Here is a 16,145-nt window from a genome sequence, read left to right on the forward strand (position 1 = left end):
GCCGTGGCGTTCGAACCACACCTCACACGTCGCATCACAGAGCAGATATCGCCGGTCGTCTGCTGTCAGCGCAGGGCCTAGATGCAGCGCGGCGACGGGCTTTTCGACATCGACGTGCACGACCACGGTGGTGTGCTGGCCGTGCGGGCGGGCCGCGACCTCGGTGTCCCAGCCGGCCTCGATGAGGCTCATGAACGCATCCACCCCGTCCGGGAACGGCGGTGCCTGCTCGGACACCGTGGTTTCGGCCCCGCTGTCGCGGGCCCAGCCGTCCTCGGGGTCGATGCTGTCGGCGTTGTCGTGGTCGCGTTTCCAGTCCGCGACCAACCCATCCCGGAGGGACTGGTGGGCAGCGTCGAATTTCGCGGCTTCCAGCTTGGGGAGCCGGATCCGGTAGGTGGTGTAATCGTCCTGCTCGGTGCGGCTGAAGGAGCGTTTCGGTTCCGGCTTAACCTCGGGTTCGGGGCGGGGTTCCTGCTTGACCGCCGTGCGCAACTGATTCACGGTGGCGTACTGCACCAGTTCGGCGTAGTGCTCATCGCAGCCTTGGCCGCCGTGTTCGGCGATGACCCCGAGCTGATCCAGCGACACCCGGCCCTCCTGTAACCCCGCGACGCAGCGTTCAAGCTCGTCGATGCGGTGGGCGATGGCGACCATGGTGTCGGCGTTGCGGGGTGAGACACCGGTCTTCCAGGCCACCAACGCTTCCAGGGAACGACACCCGGTGGCGCCCCACAGACTGTTGCCGTCGCTGGCGCCTCTGCCGTCGATCTCGGCGATGATCTCCACCAACCGTCCATCGAGGGCGTTGCGCTGCCCGATCAGCTCACCCATCTCCTCGAACAACACCTCGATACGCCGCACCGGAGGCACGTGCTCGGCGTAAGCGGTTGTGGGAGGCGGCATACCACGATTCTAGAAGAGAGGTCCGACACGTTCTGAGCCTCCGAAACCGTTGTGCGCTAATGCCTGCCGGCATCGAGCCGGCGCCGGGTGTTGCCCAGATGCAGACGCATCGCGGCCCGGGCCAGCTCGGGGTCCCCATCGACGACCGCCGTGGCGATCGCGTCGTGTTCGCGGCGAATCCGCTCGGCATGCCCGGCGTCGGTGATCGAGTGGGTGTCGCCGAGGCGGGTGCGGGGCAGCATGATCATCATCGGGCCGAGTGAGTCGATCAGGTCGAGATAGAAGCGGTTGTTGCTGGCTGCCGCGACGGCGCGGTGAAAACGGAAGTCGGCCTCGACGGCGTCTTCCGGCGCGGCCTCGGTGAACTCCGTGAGTGCGGTGCGGACGGTGCGTGTGCCCGCCGCATCCATCCGGCCGGCGGCCAGGGCGGCTGCCTCGCATTCGATACCGAGCCGGAAGTCGATCATGTCCAGCACGTCATGGTGGGACCGGATGGCTGCCGATTCGACCGTGAACGACGTGGGTTCGGGCACGGCGAGCACGAATGAGCCGCGGCCCTGGAAGGTTTCGACGAGACCTTCGGCTCGCAGCCGGGTGACGGCTTCGCGCACCACGGTGCGGGACACCCCGAACTCGTCGACCAGTTCGGTTTCCGAGGGCAGCTTGTGCCCGGGCGGGAGGTCGCCGGCGAAGATCTTGTCTTTAAGGCCGGCGACCACCCGTTGGGCCAACGAGGTCGTCATCGCAACATCATGACTGACCGAAGGTCGCGCTCTCCTTGGTGAGGGCCCGCATCTGGTCGCTGAGTGTGAAACCGAGCCCGGCGCGCTCCGGCAACCACATCCGGCCGTCGCGGATCTCGATGCGCTCGTCGAACAGGGGGTTGAGCCATTCGAAATGCTCGACCCACGGCTCGGTCGGGTATGCGGCGGCCAGGTGCAGGTGGATCTCCATGGCGTAGTGCGGGGCCAGCGCCAGCCCGGCGTGCGCGGCGAGCGTGGCGAACCGCAGGAACGGGGTGATGCCGCCGATCCGCGGTGCGTCGGGTTGCACGATGCCGCGGTATCCGGCGTCGATCAGCGCCATGTGCTCGGGGACGGAGGTGAGCATCTCGCCGGTGGCGATCGGGGTGTCGAAGACGCGCGACAGGTCGGCGTGGCCCACCGCGTCCCAGGCATCGAGGGGTTCCTCGATCCAGATCAGGTCGTGCTGTTCGAGCTCGCGGCACATCCGGCGGGCACGCGCCCGGTCCCACTGCTGGTTGGCGTCGACCATCATCGGGGTGTCACCGAGATGTTCGCGGATTGCCGCGACCCGATCCAGATCGATCTTCCAATCCGGTTGGCCCACTTTGATCTTGATACCGCCGATGCCGGATTCCAGTGAGGCGGTGGCCTTCTCCTTGATCTCACTGACAGAGGCCTGTAGGAACCCTCCGGAGGTGTTGTACACCCGGCAGGAGTCACGGTGCGCGCCGAGGAGTTTGGCCAGCGGCAGTGCGGCGCGGCGTGCCTTGAGATCCCACAGTGCGACGTCCAGGGCCGCGATGGCCTGGGTGGCGACGCCCGAGCGTCCCACCGATGCGCCCGCCCACAGCAGCGTTTGGTAGATGCGCTCGATATCGGAGGGGTCCTGGCCGATCGCAACATCGGCGATCTCGGAGAGGTGGGTGTACTGCGACGGTCCGCCGGCCCGCTTGGAGTAGCTGAACCCCATTCCCTCGAAGCCCTGCTCCGTGCTGACCTCGGCGAACAGCAACACCGTCTCGGTGAGAGGTTTCTGGCGGCCGGTGAGGACCTTGGCGTCACTGACCGGGTTGGGCAGCGGCAGCACGACGTGGGACAGGCGGATTTGGCGGATGGCATCAGTCATGTGATGAGTGTACAACTCATCATACAAGTTGAAAAGGGCCTGGTGGTCGGACGAAGATGTGTGTTGTGCGTCTCGATTGCGTGCGCGCAGTCCCTTCGCGGGCGACTCAACAGAGGAGTGCGCGTGGGCGCACGCCCGCGGGCGGAGGAGAAGCTGATGACCATGGTCGAGGAACGGCTGCTGGCGCCCGGTGATACCTGCTGGCGGACGGCCGAGGCCGATCGCTATGCGCCCATCATCGACGGGGCCGACTACCTGCGGCACGTGAAGTCCGCGATGCTGGGTGCCGAGAACCGGATCCTGCTGGTGGGGTGGGACTTCGATTCCCGTGTGACGTTCGAGCCGGAAGGCGCGACAATGCCCGGCCCGAACCAGCTGGGCCCATTCCTGTTCTGGCTGCTGTGGCGACGGCCGCACCTGAAGGTCTACGTGCTGAAGTCGAATCTCCGTCTGCTCGCCGCCTTCGAACGGTATTGGTACAGCATCGTCCCGGTGCAGTGGCTCAACCGGATCACGTCGGCGCGCATGCATCTGGCCGTCGACGGCGCACATCCGCTCGGTGCGGTGCATCACCAGAAGGTCGTGGTGATCGATGACGCGGTGGCGTTCTGCGGCGGAATCGACCTGACCCTCGGGCGGTGGGACACCCGCGCGCACACCCCGAACGATCCCGGCCGGCATGGCGGCGGCGAGCCGTACGGCCCACGTCATGAAGTGGCCACGGTGGTCGACGGGGAAGCCGCCCGTTCGCTGGCCGAGCTGGCCCGGGACCGGTGGCACATGGCGACCGGCGAGACGCTGGCACCCGTCGGGCCCGGCGCGGTGTCCTGGCCGAAGCATTGCGAACCGGCGCTCCGCCATGTCGAGGTGGGCATCGCACGCACGCTGCCGCCGCTGCCCGAGCGCGACGAGGTCCGTGAGGTGGAGGCCCTGAACCGCGCCGCCATCGCCGCCGCTCGAGACTTCATCTATTTGGAGAACCAGTACCTGGCTTCCCGGGTCATCTGTGCGGCGCTCGCCGAGCGGCTGCGTGAGCCGGACGGGCCCGAAGTGGTGATCGTGCTGCCGCGCACCTCGGAGAGCCCGTTGGAAACCGCCTCGATGGACAGCGCCCGCGAACGGATGCTCCGGTTGCTGTGGGCGGCCGACGAGCACGGCCGCCTCGGCGTCTACTGGCCGGCGGTGCCCGGCGGCCAATCGTTGTACATACATTCCAAGGTGATGGTCGTCGACGACCGGTTCCTGCGTATCGGGTCCTCCAACCTGAACAACCGATCGCTGGGCTTCGACAGCGAATGCGATCTGGCGCTGGACGATCCGGAGGGCCGCGATGATGTGCGGGCGCTCATCGTGTCCGTGCGGGACGGTCTGCTGGCCGAGCACCTGGGGTTGTCCGTCGACGAGCTGCGCGCCGAGATCGCGGAGCGGAACTCGATCCTGCGTGCCGTGGACGGGCTGCGCGGCGCGGGCCGCTCGCTGCGCAAGTTCACCACGCTGATGGTGTCCGCCGATGCCGGACCGTTCGCCGAGAACGACCTGATGGATCCCGTCCGGGTGCCGGCCTCGCTCGCGGCGAGCGTGTGCTCGGTGGTGGTCGCGGTGGTCACCTGGCCGTTGGTGAAGGGCGCACCCGGGGTGTGGTCGGTGGTGCGGTGTGCCGGCGAGCGGATCGGTCTGCCCATCTGATCGTCGGGTGCGGGGTCAGAACTCGATGATCTGGCGTACCGCCCGCCCGTCGGCGAGTTCGTCCATGCCGCTGTTGATCTCGTCGAGGGTCAGTGTCGCCGACACCAGCTTCTCCACCGGAAGCTTCCCGGCCCGCCACAGCTCGACGAACCGCGGGATGTCCCGGGCGGGCACCGCCGAGCCGAGATAGCTGCCGATCAGCGTGCGGCCCTCGGCCACCAAACTCAACGGAGACAACGATATCCGCGCATCCGGGGCGGGCAGGCCGACGGTGATGGTGCGCCCGCCGGGCGCGGTCAGTGCGATCGCGCCTTCCAGTGCGGCGGCGTGCCCGACGGCCTCGATCACCACCTCGGCCTTCTCGGTGACCTCTTCGGGGGTGTAGGTGGCATGCGCGCCGAGATCCCGCGCCAGCGCCAACTTGTCGGGCAGTCGGTCCACCGCGATGACCCGAACATCTTCGTGCGCAAGCGCGGTCAGCATGGCGGCCATCCCGACTCCGCCCATGCCGACGATGGCGACCGTCTGGCCGGCACGGGGCTGCCCGGCGTTGAGCACCGCGCCGCCACCGGTGAGCACCGCGCACCCCAGCAGCGAGGCCACCACCGCGGGCACATCGGCGTCCACGGGCACCACCGAACGGCGGTCCACCACGGCGTGGGTGGCGAACCCGGACACCCCGAGGTGGTGCAGCACACCGTCGCTCAGCCGCACCGAACCGCTGAGCAGCGTGCCCGCACCGTTGGCGGCGCTCCCGGGGATGCAGGGCGCCAGCCCGTCGGTGGCGCACGCCGAACACTGCCCGCAGCGCGGCAGGAACGTCATCACCACCCGCTGCCCGGGTGTCAGATCCGAGGCCCCGCCCACCTTCTCGACGATCCCGGCGGCCTCGTGGCCCAGCAGCATCGGCACCGGGCGCACCCGGTTGCCGTCGACCACGGACAGATCGGAGTGGCACAACCCGGCCGCCTCGATCCGCACCAGCAGCTCACCGGCGCCGGGATCGTCGAGCTCCAGCTCGGTCACCGACAACGGCCTGGAGGCCGCGTACGGTCGGGACGCTCCGATCGTTTCCAGTACCGCACCACGGATCTTCATGGTTCCAGCCTGACATGCTTGCGCCCATGGAGTACTCAAGTGCGGACTTCCCGCTGCACTGGCCGGTGCAGACGCGCTGGACGGACAACGACATGTTCGGACATCTCAACAACGCGATCTACTACCAGCTGTTCGACACCGCCATCAACGCGTGGATCGGCACGCGGGCACAGGTGGACCCGGTGACCGCACCCTGGCTGGGCGTGGTGGCCGAGTCGAGCTGCCGGTACTTCGCGGAGCTGAAGTTCCCCTCCGATCTGGTGGTCGGGCTCGCAGTGACCCGGCTGGGTACCAGCAGCGTCACCTACCGCACCGGGCTGTGGGCGGACGGCGGCCCCGTCGCCGCCGTCGGCTCCTGGGTGCACGTCTACGTCGACCGCCAGACCCGTCGGCCCGTCCCGATCCCCGATGAGATCCGGGCACTGATGGTGGGCATCACGACGAACTGAGCTCCGGCGATATGCTCGCCCGATGCCAGTCGTCAGCAAGACCGTCGAGGTTGCCGCCCCCGCCGCCGCGATCATGGCGATCGTCGCCGATTTCGAGACCTACCCGCAGTGGAACGAAGAGGTCACCGGTGCCTGGGTGCTGGCCCGTTACGACGACGGCCGGCCCAGCCAACTGCGCCTGGACACCAAGGTCCAGGGCATGGACGGCACCTACATCCAGGCCGTGTACTACCCGGGCGAGAACCAGATCCAGACGGTGATGCAGCAGGGCAACCTGTTCTCCAAGCAGGAGCAGCTGTTCGCCGTCGTGGACATGGGCCCGACGAGCCTGCTCACCGTCGACATGGATGTAGAGGTGTCCATGCCCGGCGTGCCCTCGATGATGGTGAAGAAGGTGGCGGGCGATGCGCTCGAACACCTGGCCGGCAATCTGAAGAAGCGCGCCGAGGAGCTCAGCGCCTAACCGCCGATCCCACGTCGCCGCGCGTGGGACAGTTCCGTGATGAGCCAGAGCGTGGCGGTGATCGGAGCCGGTCCCGGCGGACTGGTGGCTGCCCGCTGGCTGTCGGCGCAGGGTTTCCGGGTCACGATCTTGGAGTCGGCACCCGAACTCGGTGGACAGTGGAACGGCCGACCCGGCCGCAGCGGGGTGTGGCCGGACATGCACACCAACACCAGCCGAATTCTCACGGCCTTCAGCGATCTACCGCCCGACAGCACCGCGGTGTTCCCGTCCAACCGCGACATCCTGGGCTATCTGCGGCGCTACGCCGAGGTGTTCGGGCTGCTGCCGCGCACACGGTTCGGCACCGAGGTCCGTTGCCTGCGCAGGCATGTGGACTCGGGCTGGTTGGTCGATCAGGAACGGTTCGACAAGGTGGTGGTGGCCAGCGGGCGATTCCAGGCACCGGTCATCCCAGCGGCCCCGGGGCTGGACACCTTCGACGGCAGCGAATCGGCCATCTCGACCTACCACTTCCGCGACCCGGACCGCTATCGGGGCAAGCGGGTGCTGGTGGCCGGGTGCGCGGTCAGCGCACTGGAGATCGCCGCCGAGTTGGTCCATGCGGGCGCGGCCAGGGTGGTCCTCACGCAGCGACGCCAGCGCTACGTGCTGCCGAAGTTCGCCGCCGGTGTGCCGTCGGATCACCGCATCTTCACCCGCTACGGGGCGCTGGCCGCCGAGAAACTACCCCCGGCCGAGATCGACCGCCAATTGCGGGAACTCGTCGTCGAGGCCGGTGGCAGCCCCGAGCAGTACGGCGCACCCGCACCGGACCGCTCGCTGTTCGCGGCCGGGGTGACGCTCAGCCAGAACCATCTGCCGTTGGTCGCGGAAGGGCGCATCACGGTGCGCCCCTGGATCGACGTGGTCAGCGGGACCACGGTGAGGTTCACCGACGGCCACGCCGAATCCTTCGACGGGATCCTGTTCGGCACCGGCTTCCGCCTCAGCCTGCCGTTCCTCGACGAATCGATCCGCGCAGCCGTCGATCTGGACGACGTCCACCTCGACGCCGACCTGCACACTTTTCATCCCGATCTGCCCGGTCTGGCGTTCGTCGGGATGTGGGATCAATCCGGTGGCTATTTCGTACCGATGGAGCTGCAAGCCAGATGGGTCGCCTACACCTGGGGCGGGACTATCGCCGCCCGTGATCCGAACCCCGGGCTGCAGGCCTGCCGGCAGCGCCGCGGCCTGTCGCAGAAGACGCGAATGAACCTGGCGGCGTTGGCCTTTGCCCGGGCCGCCGGCGTGGAACCCGATCCGGCGCGCTGGCCGCAGCTGCGCCGCGCGCTGCTGTTCGGGCCGCTGGCGCCGAGCTGTTTCCGGCTGGAGGGGCCGGACGCCCTGCCCGACGCCGCCGACCGGTTCGCCCGGGACGCGGCGGCGTTCGGCGCGATCACCGATACCCGGCTGACCGAGCGTGAACAGCGCTATCTGGACATGGTGGAACGGGCCGGCTGACTCAGGTCCACAGCCCCAGGTCGTCGAGCAGACTGGTCAGCCGCCGCGCACCGTCGTCGAACTGGCTACGGGTCAGCCGCACCACCTCGCCGACATCACGTTGCCGCAGCGCCGCCACCAGCTCGCGGTGGTTGGCCACCGCCTCCACCCCCCACTGCGGATCCGAGGCATAGATGTGCGGCGGCAGATACCGCGCGGCGTTCAGCAGGAACCAGGCCAGTTTCATCCGGTTCGTGGTGCGGTTGAACGTGCGGTGGAAGTTGAACTCGGCCCGCGCGATCGACTCGACGTCGCCGCCCTGCACGGCATCGTCCAGCGCGTCGGTGAGCCGTTCCAGCTCGTCGATATCGGTCTCATCGGCACGCTGGGCCGCGGTGGAGGCGAGTTCGGCGGCGATCGTCCCCTGCAGCCAGAAAATGTCGGCGATGTCGTCGCGGGTGAACGGTGCCACCACGTGTCCGCGGTGCGGCTCCAGCTGCACCAGCCCTTCACCGCGCAGGGTGCGCAGCGCCTCGCGTACCGGGGTGATGCTGACGCCCAGGTGTGCGGCGGTCTCGTCGAGCCGGACGAAGGTCCCCGGCCGCAGCGTCCCGGACATGATGGCGACGCGCAGATGGGCAGCGACCTCGTCGGAGAGCTGCTCACGGCGTCGCGATTTCACGGGTGCGATCACAGGGCCTCTTCCATGAGTGGGCTTGTTCGAGTGGCTGCAGTCGTCATAGTGTGACCGCGACGACACAAGATTTGATCAAATATAAACATTGCGCAAGCCCGGTTGCGCATCCCTGACGAAAGAGCCTTCGCGTTGACTGCTCCAAGCACCGAACAGCCCTACCTCGCCCGTCAGCAGAACTGGTCCAACCAGCTGACCCGACATGCGTTGATGCAGCCGCAGAAGACCGCGCTGCGCTTCCTCGGCCACACCACCACCTGGGCCGAACTCGACGACCGGGTCACCAAGTTGGCCGGTGCGCTGCAGCGGCGCGGGGTCGGGCCCGGGGACCGGGTGCTGATCCTGATGCTCAACCGCACCGAGTTCATCGAGTCGTTCCTGGCCGCCAACCGACTCGGCGCGATCGCCGTCCCGGTGAACTTCCGGATGACCCCGCCCGAGATCGCCTTCCTGGTGAGTGACTGCGCCGCCGCGGTGGTCATCACCGAACAGGTGTTGGCGCCGGTGGCGACCGCCGTCCGCGCCCTGGACGCCACGCTGTCGACGGTGATCGTCGCCGGTGGCGGCACCGAGGACGACGTGCTCGGCTACGACGACCTGCTGGCCGAAGCCGGCCCGGCACCCGCCCCCGCCGATATCCCGAACGATTCCCCGGCGCTGATCATGTACACCTCGGGCACCACCGGCCGGCCCAAGGGCGCGGTGCTGACCCACACCAACATCACCGGGCAGGCGCAGACGTTCCTGTTCACCAACGGTGCCGATCTGAACCACGACGTCGGTTTCATCGGCGTCCCGCTGTTCCACATCGCCGGTATCGGCAACATGATCCCGGGCCTGCTGCTGGGCCGCCCGACGGTGCTCTACCCCCTCGGCGCCTTCGACCCGGGAGCCCTGCTGGACGTGCTGCAGGACGAGGAGGTGACGGGCATCTTCCTGGTGCCCGCACAGTGGCAGGCGGTCTGTGCGGCCCAGCGCGCCCAGCCGCGCAACCTCCGGTTGCGGGTGCTGTCCTGGGGCGCGGCACCGGCCTCTGACACGTTGCTGAAGGACATGGCCGAAACTTTCCCCGGCGCCAATATCCTCGCGGCGTTCGGTCAGACCGAGATGTCTCCGGTGACTTGTATGTTGTTGGGCGAAGATGCAATTCRCAAGCTCGGCTCGGTCGGACGGGTCATCCCGACGGTGTCGGCCCGCATCGTCGACGAGGACATGAACGACGTCCCGATCGGCCAGGTCGGCGAGATCGTCTACCGGGCCCCGACCCTGATGTCGGGCTACTGGAACAACCCCAAGGCCACCGCCGAGTCGTTCGCGGGCGGCTGGTTCCACTCGGGCGACCTCGTTCGCCAGGACGAAGAGGGTTACATCTGGGTCGTCGACCGTAAGAAGGACATGATCATCTCCGGCGGCGAGAACATCTACTGCGCCGAGGTCGAGAACGTTCTGGCCGCTCACCCGGCAATTGCCGAGGTCGCGGTGATCGGGCGCCCGCACCGCAAGTGGGGCGAGGTTCCGGTCGCTGTTGTAGCTTTATCCGCGGCGGGCCTCACGCTCGCCRAACTCGACGATTTCCTCACCGAGAGGTTAGCCAGATACAAGCACCCCAAGGCGCTGGAGATCGTCGATGCACTCCCCCGAAATCCGTCGGGCAAGGTTCTGAAAACGGAACTGCGCTCGGCCTTCGGTGCGGAATCCGTGATTGACGCCAACGAAAGTTCCAGTGCGGCAACGGTTTCTGGGACGACTTCGGAGAGGTAACCGGACGGGATGTCTTTGCTAACAGTTGCGGTGTGAATAAAGCCGATGTGCGACACCGCCGGTATCGGATCGGGTACAGTCCTGTGGTCTGTCTTACTACCGACCAGTAGGTAGACCAGCATCACAGGCCAGCGGACGCGGGGTTCCGAGTAAGTGAAGGAGGGGGCGTGCGACAGATAATGCCGCCACGCTATGAACTCGGTTCCGGGGTGTGCCGGTGACGGCGGGCAACGGTCTGGTCGACTACGTCAAGGAACAGCTCGACAAACCGCTGACGATGATCGGCGGCTTCTTCAAGATGAGCGTGCTGACCGGTAAAGCGCTGTTCACCCGGCCGTTCCAGTTCAAGGAATTCGTCAATCAGAGCTGGTTCCTGATCCGGGTGGCGTTCCTGCCGACCCTGGCGGTGTCCATCCCGCTGACGGTGCTCATCATCTTCACGCTCAACATCCTGCTGGCCGAGTTCGGCGCGGCCGACGTCTCCGGCGCCGGMGCCGCCCTCGGCGCGGTGACCCAGCTCGGGCCGCTGGTCACGGTGCTCGTGGTCGCCGGTGCGGGATCCACCGCCATCTGCGCCGACCTCGGGGCCCGCACCGTGCGCGAAGAGATCGACGCCATGGAGGTGCTCGGCATCGATCCCATCGAGCGTCTGGTCGCACCCCGCGTCGTCGCGGCGACGTTCGTGGCCTTCCTGCTCAACGGCGCGGTGATCACCATCGGCCTCGTCGGCGGCTACTTCTTCGGTGTCTACATCCAGAACGTCAACGCCGGCGCCTACGTCTCCACGCTGACGCTGCTCACCGGTTTCCCCGAGGTGATGATCTCGGTCATCAAGGCCACCCTGTTCGGACTCATCGCCGGGCTGGTCGGCTGCTACCGGGGACTGACCGTCGCCGGTGGTTCGAAGGGCGTCGGGACCGCGGTGAACGAGACCTTGGTGCTCTGCGTGGTCGCGCTGTTCGCGGTCAACGTGGTGCTGACCACCATCGGCGTCCGCTTCGGAACGGGAGGCTGAGCGCCCCATGAGTACCGCTGCAGTCCTGCGGACACGCTTCCCGCGCGCGTTCGACCGCACCCGGGGGTACGCCGGCGGGCCGGCCCGATTCCTCGACAGCATCGGGCATGTCGCCTGGTTCGTCGTGCAGGCGGTCGGTTCACTGCCGCACGCGTTCAAGAACTACCGCCGCGAGGCGCTGCGCCTGGTCGCCGAGATCGGCATGGGCACCGGGGCGATGGCCGTCATCGGCGGCACCGTCGCCATCATCGGTTTCGTCACCCTCTCGGCGGGCTCCCTGATCGCCATCCAGGGCTTCGCCTCGCTGGGCAACATCGGTGTCGAGGCGTTCACCGGCTTCTTCGCCGCCCTGGCCAACATCCGCGTCGTTGCACCGGTGGTCACCGGGCAGGCCATGGCCGCCACCGTCGGCGCCGGTGCCACCGCGGAACTCGGCGCCATGCGCATCAGCGAGGAGATCGACGCGCTGGAAGTGATGGGCATCAAGTCGATCTCGTACCTGGTGTCCACCCGGCTGATGGCCGGCGCCATCGTCATCGTCCCGCTCTACGCGATGGCGATCCTGCTGTCCTTCCTGTCGGCTCAGCTGGTGACCACGGTGTTCTACTCACAGTCGGTCGGTACCTACGAGCACTACTTCCACACGTTCCTCCGCGTCGACGACGTCATGTGGTCGTTCCTGGAGGTCATCATCATGTCGATCATCATCATGTTGAACCACTGCTACTTCGGCTACTTCGCCAGCGGCGGCGCGGTCGGTGTGGGCGAGGCCGTGGGCCGCTCGATGCGGACCTCACTGATCGCCATCGTGCTGGTGGTCCTGTTGGCCTCGTTGGCGCTCTACGGCACCGACCCGAACTTCAACCTGACGGTGTAGCGCCATGACGACACCACACGCACCTCTCAACAAGCCGAAGACCCCGCCCTACAAGCTGGCCGGCCTGGTGCTGCTGCTGATCAGCGCACTGATCCTCAGCCTCACCTGGCTGCAGTTCCGCGGCTTCTTCGAGAAGCGGGTTCAGCTGACGGTGATGGCCGAACGTGCCGGGCTGGCAATGGACCCCGGCTCCAAGGTCACCTTCAACGGCGTCCCGATCGGGCGTCTCACCGAGGCCGGCGTGGTCACCGTCGGTGAGGTGCCCAAGGCCAAGCTCACCCTCGACGTCGACCCGAAGTACCTGTCGCTCATCCCGTCCAACGTGGAAGCCGAGCTGCGGGCCACCACGGTGTTCGGCAACAAGTACATCTCCTTCCTGTCGCCGGACAACCCGGCCGCCACCCGGCTGGCCAGCGGCGCCACCATCGAGGCCTCCGGCACCACCACCGAGTTCAACACCCTGTTCGAGACGATCATGAAGATCTCCGAGCAGATCGATCCGGTGAAGCTGAATCAGACCCTCACCGCCGCCGCGCAGGCCCTCGACGGACTCGGCGACAAGTTCGGGCAGTCGATCGTGGACGGCAATGACATTCTCGGCGAACTGAATCCGCGGATGCCGCAGATTCGCCGCGATATCGCCGGCCTGGCCGACCTGGGCGAGGTGTACTCCGACGCCGGGCCGGATCTGTTCGACGGCCTGGACAATGCGGTGATCACCGCCCGGGCGCTCAACGACGAGCAGGGCAATATCGACCAGGCGCTGATGGCGGCCGTCGGCTTCGGCAACACCGGCGCCGACATCTTCGAGCGCGGCGGGCCCTACCTGGTGCGCGGTGCGCAGGACCTGCTGCCCACCTCGAAGCTGCTGGACTACTACAGCCCCGAACTTCTCTGCACCGTCCGCAACTACCACGATGCGGCGCCCAAACTCGCCGGGGCCCTTGGCGGCAACGGCTACTCCCTGCTGACCCGTTCCTCGGTGCTCGGCGCCGGAAACCCGTACGTGTTCCCGGACAACCTGCCCCGCGTCAACGCCAAGGGCGGCCCCGGCGGACGCCCCGGCTGCTGGCAGCCGATCACCCGCGACCTGTGGCCGATGCCGTACCTGGTGATGGACACCGGTGCCAGCCTCGCGCCGTACAACCACTTCGAACTGGGCCAGCCGATCATGACCGAGTACGTCTGGGGACGCCAAGTGGGGGAGAACACGATCAACCCATGAGCATCAAAGGAACGCTCTTCAAGCTCGGTGCGATATCGGCGGTGCTGCTCACCTTCACCGCCATCATCTTCGTGGTGTTCGCCCAGCTCCGGTTCGACCGCACCACCGGCTATTCGGCGGTTTTCGAGAACGCCAGCGGCCTGCGCGCGGGACAGTTCGTGCGCGCCTACGGCGTCGAGGTCGGCAAGGTCGAGGACGTCGTCCTGATCGACGGCGGCAACAAGGTCCGGGTGGACTTCGAGGTGGAACGCAACCTGCAGCTGTTCCAGGAGACCACCGCCGCGATCCGCTACCTGGATCTGATCGGCAACCGCTATGTGGAACTGCGCCGCGGTGACAGCGACGCGATCCTGCCCGGCGGCAGCACCATCCCGGTGGAACGCACCGAGCCCGCGCTGGACCTCGACGCGCTCGTCGGCGGGTTCCGTCCCCTGTTCAAATCCCTTGACGCGGACAAGGTCAACAACATCGCAACCTCGATCATCACGATCTTCCAGGGCCAGGGTGGGACGATCAACAACATCCTGGACCAGACCTCGGAGCTCACCTCCGCGCTGGCCGATCGCGACCAGGCCATCGGCGAGGTCATCACCAACCTCAACACCGTCCTGGACACCACCGTCAAACACCAGAAGCAGTTCGACGACACCTTGAAGAATTTCGAGACGCTGATCACCGGGCTGAAGGACCGCGCCGAGCCGATCGGATCCTCGGTGGCCGACATCAGCAACGCCGCCGGCTCCCTGTCGGATCTGCTGGCCGACAACCGGCCGCTGCTGCGCGACACCGTGGGCTACCTGGAGACCATCCAGCAGCCGCTGATCGACCAGCTCGACCAGGTCAACGACATCGTCGCGAAGATCCCGGCATCGCTGCGGGTCATCGGCCGCGCCGGTGGCATCTACGGCGACTTCTTCAACTTCTATGCCTGCGATCTCTCGCTGCGGCTCAACGGCCTTCAGCCGGGAGGCCCGACCCGCACCATCAAGGTGACCACCCAGCCGACGGGTAGGTGCACACCGCAATGAGGACAATCCAGGGTTCGGATCGCATCCGTAAGGGTGTGATGGGCGTGCTGACGGTGGCACTCGTCATCGGCGTCGGTTCCAGCATCACCAGCGTGCCGATGCTGTTCGCGGTGCCGACCTACTACGCACAGTTCAATGACACCGGCGGCCTGAACATCGCCGACAAGGTGCGCATCGCGGGCGTCGACGTCGGCACCGTGCAGAGCATGGAGATCAAGGGCGACAAGGTCGAGATCGGCTACACCCTCGGTGGCCGCCAGATCGGCACCGAGAGCCGCGCCGCCATCCGTACCGATACCGTGCTGGGCCGCAAGAACATCGAGGTCGAACCGCGCGGTGACACCCTGCTCAAGCCGCGTGGCTTCCTGCCGGTGGAGCAGACCCAGACGCCGTATCAGATCTATGACGCGTTCCTCGACGTCACCGAGGCGGCATCGGGCTGGGACACCCAGGCCATCAAGCAGTCGCTGAATGTGTTGTCCGAGACCGTCGATCAGACCTCACCGCATCTGCAGTCCGCGCTGGAAGGGCTGCAGCGGTTCTCCGACACGCTCGGCCAGCGTGATGACGAGCTCAAGGATCTGCTGGCCAACGCCAACAAGATCGCCACCGTCCTCGGTGACCGTAGTGGTCAGGTGAACGCGCTGCTGGTCAACGCGCAGACACTGCTGGCCGCGGTGAACGAGCGCAGCCAGGCCGTGAACATGCTGCTGGAGCGCATCTCCGGGGTGTCCGACCAGATCTCGGGATTGATCAACGACAACCCGAATCTCAACAAGGTGCTGACCCAGCTCAACACCGTCAGCGACACGCTGGTGGAGCGTAAGCAGGACCTCGCCGACACCCTCTCCATCGCAGGCAAATTCATCACCTCACTGGCCGAGGCGCTGGCGTCGGGCCCGTACTTCAAGGTGATGCTCGTCAACCTGCTGCCGCCCACGTTGCTGCAGCCCTTCGTCGACGCGGCGTTCAAGAAGCGCGGCATCAACCCGGAGGAGTTCTGGCGCAACGCCGGCCTGCCCGCATTCCAGTTCCCGGACCCCAACGGCACCCGCTTCGAGAACGGCGCGCCGCCGCCGGCTCCGCGGGTACTCGAAGGCACCCCGGAATTCCCCGGTCCCGCGGTGCCCAAGGGGTCACCGTGCTCCTACACCCCGCCGGCCGACGGCCTGCCGCGGCCCGACAACCCGCTGCCCTGTGCGGATCTGACCGTCGGTCCGTTCGGCGACAACCCGTACGGCCCGAACTACCAGGGTCCGGTGGGTGTGCAGACCTCCGATCCCAACGCGCACGGAATCGGACCCAACCCGGGTGTGCCGAGTGCGGCCATTCCCGGCCAGGTGGCACCCAACGTGCCGGGCACCCCGGTGCCGATCGCACCCGGTCCGCCGGGAGCGCGCGTCGTGCCGGTCGGTCCGCCAGGGGTTCCCACCCCGCCGGGACCGCTTCCCGGACGTGCACCGCTGCCGCCGCCGCTGCCGGGACCGCCGCCGCCGGCCGGTCCGGGCCAGCAGCTCTCACCGGTGGGGACCGAGCCGTTACCCGGTAACCCGCCGTTTCTTCCGCCCGGATCGCAGGGATAGGGC

Annotated in this window: 15 protein-coding genes; 10 read left to right on the forward strand and 5 right to left on the reverse strand. The window is 67.3% G+C overall.

Translation table 11 applies throughout. The features are described from left to right. From AC1DTF_RS29835 to AC1DTF_RS29845, 3 genes are all read right to left on the reverse strand, one after another. A partial coding sequence (locus tag AC1DTF_RS29835; RefSeq protein WP_477476658.1) for a DUF222 domain-containing protein occupies positions 1-906 on the reverse strand: 906 nt, incomplete at its 3' end. Between the two features lie 56 nt (positions 907-962). Beyond that, a complete protein-coding gene (locus AC1DTF_RS29840) occupies positions 963-1,649 on the reverse strand; it encodes a FadR/GntR family transcriptional regulator (protein WP_477476659.1) in 687 nt (228 codons plus the stop codon). 7 nt (positions 1,650-1,656) lie between these two features. Continuing rightward, positions 1,657-2,778: an L-talarate/galactarate dehydratase gene (locus AC1DTF_RS29845; RefSeq protein ID WP_477476660.1), complete on the reverse strand. Its 1,122-nt coding sequence runs from the start codon at positions 2,776-2,778 to the stop codon at positions 1,657-1,659. Between the two features lie 162 nt (positions 2,779-2,940). On the opposite strand from AC1DTF_RS29845, the gene AC1DTF_RS29850 reads away from it, so the two are divergent. Then, a complete protein-coding gene (locus AC1DTF_RS29850) occupies positions 2,941-4,464 on the forward strand; it encodes a phospholipase D-like domain-containing protein (RefSeq protein WP_477476668.1) in 1,524 nt (507 codons plus the stop codon). Between the two features lie 15 nt (positions 4,465-4,479). Here the strand turns inward: AC1DTF_RS29850 and AC1DTF_RS29855 are convergent, their stop codons facing one another. Next, positions 4,480-5,562, reverse strand: coding sequence for an alcohol dehydrogenase catalytic domain-containing protein (locus AC1DTF_RS29855; RefSeq protein WP_477476661.1), 1,083 nt, complete (start codon positions 5,560-5,562; stop codon positions 4,480-4,482). 26 nt (positions 5,563-5,588) lie between these two features. Here AC1DTF_RS29855 and AC1DTF_RS29860 point away from each other — a divergent pair, with 26 nt between their 5' ends. Genes AC1DTF_RS29860 through AC1DTF_RS29870 form a run of 3 tightly spaced genes read left to right on the forward strand, consistent with a single transcriptional unit; the run spans position 5,589 to position 7,980 of the window. Continuing rightward, complete coding sequence (locus AC1DTF_RS29860; protein ID WP_477476662.1) at positions 5,589-6,011, forward strand: acyl-CoA thioesterase; 423 nt, start codon at positions 5,589-5,591, stop codon at positions 6,009-6,011. A gap of 22 nt (positions 6,012-6,033) precedes the next feature. Beyond that, entirely contained in the window at positions 6,034-6,474 is a 441-nt protein-coding gene (locus tag AC1DTF_RS29865; protein ID WP_477476663.1) for an SRPBCC family protein, read from the forward strand. A 39-nt stretch (positions 6,475-6,513) separates the two neighbouring features. After that, positions 6,514-7,980, forward strand: a complete 1,467-nt coding sequence (locus AC1DTF_RS29870) for a flavin-containing monooxygenase (protein ID WP_477476664.1) — start codon at positions 6,514-6,516, stop codon at positions 7,978-7,980. Position 7,981: 1 nt separating this feature from the next. Here the strand turns inward: AC1DTF_RS29870 and AC1DTF_RS29875 are convergent, their stop codons facing one another. After that, positions 7,982-8,653, reverse strand: coding sequence for a GntR family transcriptional regulator (locus AC1DTF_RS29875; protein ID WP_477476665.1), 672 nt, complete (start codon positions 8,651-8,653; stop codon positions 7,982-7,984). Between the two features lie 132 nt (positions 8,654-8,785). Between AC1DTF_RS29875 and fadD5 the strand changes: the two genes are divergently transcribed. The 6 genes from fadD5 to AC1DTF_RS29905 all read left to right on the forward strand — a co-directional run bounded on the left by fadD5 (position 8,786) and on the right by AC1DTF_RS29905 (position 16,142). Then, positions 8,786-10,414 (forward strand): fatty-acid--CoA ligase FadD5, encoded by a 1,629-nt coding sequence (fadD5, locus tag AC1DTF_RS29880; protein WP_477476666.1) that lies wholly within the window; start codon positions 8,786-8,788, stop codon positions 10,412-10,414. A gap of 277 nt (positions 10,415-10,691) precedes the next feature. Further along, on the forward strand, positions 10,692-11,429 hold the full coding sequence (locus AC1DTF_RS29885) for an MlaE family ABC transporter permease (protein ID WP_162264260.1): 738 nt from the start codon (positions 10,692-10,694) through the stop codon (positions 11,427-11,429). A gap of 7 nt (positions 11,430-11,436) precedes the next feature. Next, the gene (locus AC1DTF_RS29890; RefSeq protein ID WP_057169047.1) at positions 11,437-12,306 is read left to right on the forward strand and encodes an ABC transporter permease; all 870 of its coding nucleotides are present in this window, start codon (positions 11,437-11,439) and stop codon (positions 12,304-12,306) included. 4 nt (positions 12,307-12,310) lie between these two features. After that, positions 12,311-13,531, forward strand: a complete 1,221-nt coding sequence (locus AC1DTF_RS29895) for an MCE family protein (protein WP_057169046.1) — start codon at positions 12,311-12,313, stop codon at positions 13,529-13,531. Next, positions 13,528-14,559, forward strand: coding sequence for an MCE family protein (locus AC1DTF_RS29900; protein ID WP_477476667.1), 1,032 nt, complete (start codon positions 13,528-13,530; stop codon positions 14,557-14,559). Before AC1DTF_RS29895 ends, AC1DTF_RS29900 begins: the two co-directional genes overlap by 4 nt. After that, positions 14,556-16,142 carry a virulence factor Mce family protein gene (locus AC1DTF_RS29905; RefSeq protein WP_057169044.1) on the forward strand — a complete coding sequence of 529 codons (1,587 nt, stop codon included), beginning with the start codon at positions 14,556-14,558 and terminating at the stop codon, positions 16,140-16,142. Before AC1DTF_RS29900 ends, AC1DTF_RS29905 begins: the two co-directional genes overlap by 4 nt. The last annotated feature ends 3 nt before the right edge of the window (positions 16,143-16,145 follow it).

This window comes from Mycobacterium sp. P4_H6 (assembly GCF_056400845.1).